The sequence below is a fragment of the Streptomyces sp. NPDC050636 genome, assembly GCF_040654775.1.
Taxonomy (GTDB): domain Bacteria; phylum Actinomycetota; class Actinomycetes; order Streptomycetales; family Streptomycetaceae; genus Streptomyces.
This window is the reverse complement of sequence record NZ_JBFAIP010000210.1, coordinates 1-4,444: the sequence shown is the minus strand read 5'-3', so window position 1 is coordinate 4,444 and position 4,444 is coordinate 1. Positions and strand designations below refer to the sequence as shown.

General features: G+C 69.4%; 4 protein-coding genes, 3 pseudogenes and 1 riboswitch. Of the genes and pseudogenes, 1 reads left to right on the top strand and 6 read right to left on the bottom strand.

The features are described from left to right. A pseudogene (locus tag AB0I10_RS40530) lies at window positions 1-96 on the bottom strand (GntR family transcriptional regulator); the annotation flags it as partial. Between the two features lie 23 nt (window positions 97-119). Next, a pseudogene (locus AB0I10_RS40525) lies at window positions 120-322 on the bottom strand (FAD-linked oxidase C-terminal domain-containing protein); the annotation flags it as partial. Between the two features lie 227 nt (window positions 323-549). On the opposite strand from AB0I10_RS40525, the pseudogene AB0I10_RS40520 reads away from it, so the two are divergent. Then, window positions 550-736, top strand: a pseudogene (locus AB0I10_RS40520) (3-hydroxyacyl-CoA dehydrogenase family protein); the annotation flags it as partial. A 47-nt stretch (window positions 737-783) separates the two neighbouring features. On the opposite strand, the gene AB0I10_RS40515 reads toward AB0I10_RS40520, so the two are convergent. From AB0I10_RS40515 to AB0I10_RS40500, 4 genes are all read right to left on the bottom strand, one after another. Further along, complete coding sequence (locus AB0I10_RS40515) at window positions 784-2,466, bottom strand: 2Fe-2S iron-sulfur cluster-binding protein (RefSeq protein WP_363157752.1); 1,683 nt, start codon at window positions 2,464-2,466, stop codon at window positions 784-786. A 184-nt stretch (window positions 2,467-2,650) separates the two neighbouring features. Then, window positions 2,651-2,890, bottom strand: coding sequence for a hypothetical protein (locus AB0I10_RS40510; RefSeq protein WP_363157751.1), 240 nt, complete (start codon window positions 2,888-2,890; stop codon window positions 2,651-2,653). Between the two features lie 46 nt (window positions 2,891-2,936). Then, window positions 2,937-3,452: a hypothetical protein gene (locus AB0I10_RS40505; RefSeq protein ID WP_363157750.1), complete on the bottom strand. Its 516-nt coding sequence runs from the start codon at window positions 3,450-3,452 to the stop codon at window positions 2,937-2,939. Window positions 3,453-3,897: 445 nt separating this feature from the next. Continuing rightward, window positions 3,898-4,116 (bottom strand): CbtB-domain containing protein, encoded by a 219-nt coding sequence (locus tag AB0I10_RS40500; protein ID WP_363157749.1) that lies wholly within the window; start codon window positions 4,114-4,116, stop codon window positions 3,898-3,900. A gap of 58 nt (window positions 4,117-4,174) precedes the next feature. After that, a riboswitch (cobalamin riboswitch) is annotated at window positions 4,175-4,257 on the bottom strand. Between the last annotated feature and the right edge of the window lie 187 nt (window positions 4,258-4,444).

The following is a 4,444-nucleotide window of genomic DNA, read 5'->3' as shown; positions in this document are numbered from 1 at the left end:
CCTGTCCCGCGACAGCCGGTGGATCAGCAGCATCGGCAGTGCACCCGGCGTGCCGATCAGCAGGGCCTCGCGCGGGGTGGCCAGCACCGTCTCCAGGCCCGCCGGGCCGCACACGCCCCCGCCGCCAGGTCCGCTGTCGGCTCCCGGGTGTCGAAGGCGGCCGACAGTAGCGCCTCGGTGGACTCGGGCAGGCCCATGTTGGCCATCTTGTTGACCGCGCGGAGCGTGGTGCGTCCATGAGTTCGGGCATCGAGGGAGCGCGTCTGCGCGCCATGATCGCGCAGATGGCGTCGCACGCGGCGGCCACGGATCCGAACAACGAAACCGACCAGCTCAGGCAACGATTTCTCACTGGAGTATCAGTTGTTATGTGGACCATTTCCGGCCTGCGTGCCATTCGTGTGCCATCTCGTGGAAAGCGACTTGCCCCGCAGCCTGTGGCGCGTCACCCAGACCTGTCCCCATCTGCCACGCGCTGAGCGGGCCCAGCGTTCGCTCGTCCTCGTCGTCCGCCGCGTCCTGCGGCTGGGTCGTGCAGGGGCCGCAGACCCCATGGGCCCGCTCAAGCTGGTGAACCTGATCGGCCTCAACACGGTCGCCTCCACCGCGGAGTCTCTCTACACCGAGTTCGAGGAACCCGATGTACGCCCCGCCGCCGCTGCTTCAGCGGATGGTCGAGGCGGGGCTGCTCGGCCGGAAGTCGGGGCGGGGATTCCACTCCTGCGACCCGGGCTGAAGGACTACGGGGGTGCCGCCGCTGCGGTGAGCGGGAGCGAAGCCGGGTCAGCCCCGGTCGAAGTCCAAGGTGACGCCCGGGCCAGCGGGCCGGGTGCGGCAGGCGAGGGCGAAGCCCGCTGATGCTTCTGCGGGTTCGAGGTCGCTGGGGTCGTGGTGGACGTCGCCGCATGTGACCTTGGCGCGGCAGGTGCCGCAGATCCCCTCTTGGCAGGAGTACGGGACGTCGAGGCCCGCGCGGAGGGCTGCCTCCAGGACGGACACGGAGCCGGGGACGGACAGCGTCGTGGTGACGCCCTGGTCGGTCACCGTGACGTCGTAGGGCCCCAATTGCTCGCCGGTGCCGTGCCCGCCATCCGCGGTGTCGGCGGGGTACGCACTGAGCGGTACGGGCGATGCTGCTGCGGTGAAGCGTTCGGAGTGGATGTGGGACGGGGCCAGGCCGCCTTCAGTGAGGACTTGGCGCACATACTCAGTCATGCCGGGTGGGCCGCACATGTACGCCTCGTCGACATCGTCGAGCCCGAAGCTCTTCTCCGTGGTGAGATCGCGGAAGCCGGGGCCGTCGAGGCGGCCCCGGCGGACCGGGGTGTCGCCCGGGGCGGGACGGCTGAGGACATGGAGGACGCGGAGCCGCTCGGTGTACTCCTTTTCGAGACGGGTGAGTTGCTCGCGGAAGATCGTCGATGCCTCGTCCCGATTGCCGTAGACGAGGGTGCACCGGCTGCGCGGCTCGATGGCCAGGGTGCTCTTGACGATGGACAGGATCGGGGTGATGCCGCTCCCCGCGGCGACTCCGAGCACATGCCGGGACCGCAGCGGGTTGAGGTCGATCGCGAACGGTCCGCCCGGAACGCCGACTTCGAGCCGGTCGCCTGCCCGCAGGCCGTTGGCGACCCAGTTGGACATGCGGCCTTCCGGCTGCGATTTGACCGCCACGCGCAATTCGCCGTCGGTGATCCCGCTGCATATGGAGTACGGGCGCCGGACCTCGACGCCGTCGATCGCGGTCTTCAGGGTGAGGTGCTGACCGGGACGGAAGTGGAAGGTGGCCGCGAGATCATCGGGGACCTCGAAGGCGACGGACACGGCCTCGGCTGTCTCCCGCCGGACCTCGGAGACGGTGAGCCGGTGGAAGCCGCGAGGCTTCACGGAATCGACCGCGGCCGCTTGCGGGGCAGCAGGACGGGCTGCCGCGCGAAGGACATGCCGGCCCGCCGCTAGCCGGTACACGACCAGGAAGACGAAGGCCGCGCCGATGACCGCGGCGCTGTAGCGCACCAGTGGGCCGTCGGCGTCGCTGCCCGCAGTGAAGGCGTGCACGGTGGCCAGTGCGAAGACCCCGAAAGCGGTGCGGTGGATGTGCCGCCACAGCCGGTCGGGCAGACGGGACTTGAGCAGGGAGGTGATCTGGATGGCGGCCAGGAAGTACACGGCGACCACGCCGCAAGCCTGTGCCGACGGGTTGGCCTCGCGGGCGAAGGGGACCAGCAGCTCGGCCCAGCCGAATGAGAGCACGGGATCGAGAACGAGTGCGATCAGGTGCACCGCGGTGAACGACACGGACAGGCCGCCCAGCTGCCGGTGCAGGTCCAGCAGCCAAGCAGGGGCGGACCGTCCGCCCAGTACGCGGGTGGACAGCAGCAGGCCCCACAGCGCCGCCAGGGAGACCAGCCACCAGGCGGTGAGGCCGCTGGCGCGGGCGACGTACCACCACACCTTGGGGTCCATCGTGCGCAACCTTTCAAACGGGCCGGGGCTCCCCGCCGCGCTTTGGCGGGGAGCATCAGGCCGGTAGCCCTGGGTGTCCGGAGCAGAATCCGTGCTCGTGCCTGTCCTCAGCACAGTGGGATGGAGCAGTACCCACCGGCCTAAAAGACGGTGAGCGCGGCAAGTCAAACAGGCAGCCGCCCGTCTACCTGCCAGGAATCGACTGCTCCCCGCCACCGTCGGAGGGGCCTGTATGGCGCCGCACGATCGTGACGATCCGCACCGGCTGCTGCGGCGGGGAGGCGGGCCGGGCTTGGCGCTCCGCGCGCTCCTGCGCCGTGCGTCGTGCGGTCTCCTGCTGGAGGCGGGTGGCGTCCTTCGCTTGCTCGGTGGAGGCAAAAGCGGCTACCAAAAGCAGCGTGGCGGCGGCACTGCCTCCGCTCACCGCTATACGCGACACCGAGGCCGGATGCCGACGTCTACCGCCGCGCCTAGTCATCGTTGTTTTCCTCGCCGTCGCCGGACTTGCCGTCGTGGGAGCCGCGGGAGTCGTCGTCCTGCCGGTCGTCCTTGCGGTCGTCGTTCTTGCGGCCGTGATTGCGCCGGTCGTCGTCCGCACCTACCGTGCCCGCCGGCGCGGGGGTGGCAGTCGGCCTGGGGACGACGGCGTCGGAGTCGGAGGCAGTCCGCTCGGGCGCCCCAGGACGCGCCAGTACTGCGGTCGGCTGCTCGGACGCCGGAGCTGCAGCAGCAAGCACCTTGCCCCGGCCCCGCGCCACCGCCGGAGTCGTGTCCTTGGACGGTTCGACTGGAGCGTCGACGTATCGCGTTACTTCGACCGTCGGAACTGGACTTGGCGTCGTAGGCGGCGAGGTGGCCGTCGTGGGTCGCTTCGAGGCGGCCTCCTTCGGCGCGGGCTGGCCCATGAGTGCCACCCCGGCGATTACTCCCGAGGCACCGACCGCAACTACGGCGCCCGCCAGGGCGAGAGCGCGACGATGTTCCACGAACCATCCTCCAAGTTAGGTAAGGCACGCCTAAAGTCCGAGAGACTGTAACGGTTGCGTGAGTGCTCGAAGAACCCGGGTCCACGCTCTGATCCGCGCGCCTGCGAGCGCACACCGTCGCCCGGTCGGCACGTCTTCACTGGGGGAAGCGACACCGGACGGCTGCGATCCAAGTTCGCGGCGCTTCACATCAGAGCTGGCGCTACGTCGAGATGCGCTGGCCGCCTGTGCCCCGCCGGAAGTGCTTCAACGCCGGGTTGGCAGGCCCGAATCGGCACGTTGTCATCTGTAATCGACGCCCGCCCCCGACGGCCGGGAGGCGCTCCACGAGGTTGCTGAAGAGGCGAGCAAAGGCCGTCCACACGGTGGCCTGGACGCCGATCGACACCCGCTGACAGGCGGAAGCGCCACAGGAGATCTGCGGGGAACTCCGCACCCCTCCCAGTCAGTGGCAGGGGAAACCGAGCAGATGGCGACCGTCGTGCACCCATTCGTGCACGCCCTCGCCCGAGAGTACGGATGTAGCCCCCTGCTCCGCGCCGACGAAGTACAGCAGAACCAGCATCAGGATGCCGAAGAACGCGGCCCAGGGGAGGACCGACTGCACCGGCAGCGGTGCCGCTGCGGGTGAGGGAAAGGCGCCGGAAACGGTGGACTGCGCCACGGCGGACCTCCTTGGGGAACACGCGTCCCATTCGATGGAGCATGTGCGACAATGCGGGGTCTGACTCGCCGACGACCGCTGCCCCGTAGGGTTGGCCTCGGCATACAGTGGCGCGACCGTACCGGGATCTCACCGGCTTCCGCGCGCTGTCGCTTGAACGCCGAGAACGTACCGCCTGGCGCTACTTTCAGCCAAGGGCGCATGGGAGCGCCATTCGTCACACTAATGACCGCGTGCGCCCCCGCACTTCGGATCTACGGTCCACACCCCTGGCGAGGCCGCTGATGCAAGTCCCCATGATCGCGAGTTCGTCGCCGAGATGGCGAGC

Bases quoted from the DNA above. Each gene is read 5' to 3' on its own strand.
- AB0I10_RS40515 (WP_363157752.1), bottom strand. From the start codon at position 2,466: ATGGACCCCAAGGTGTGGTGGTACGTCGCCCGCGCCAGCGGCCTCACC.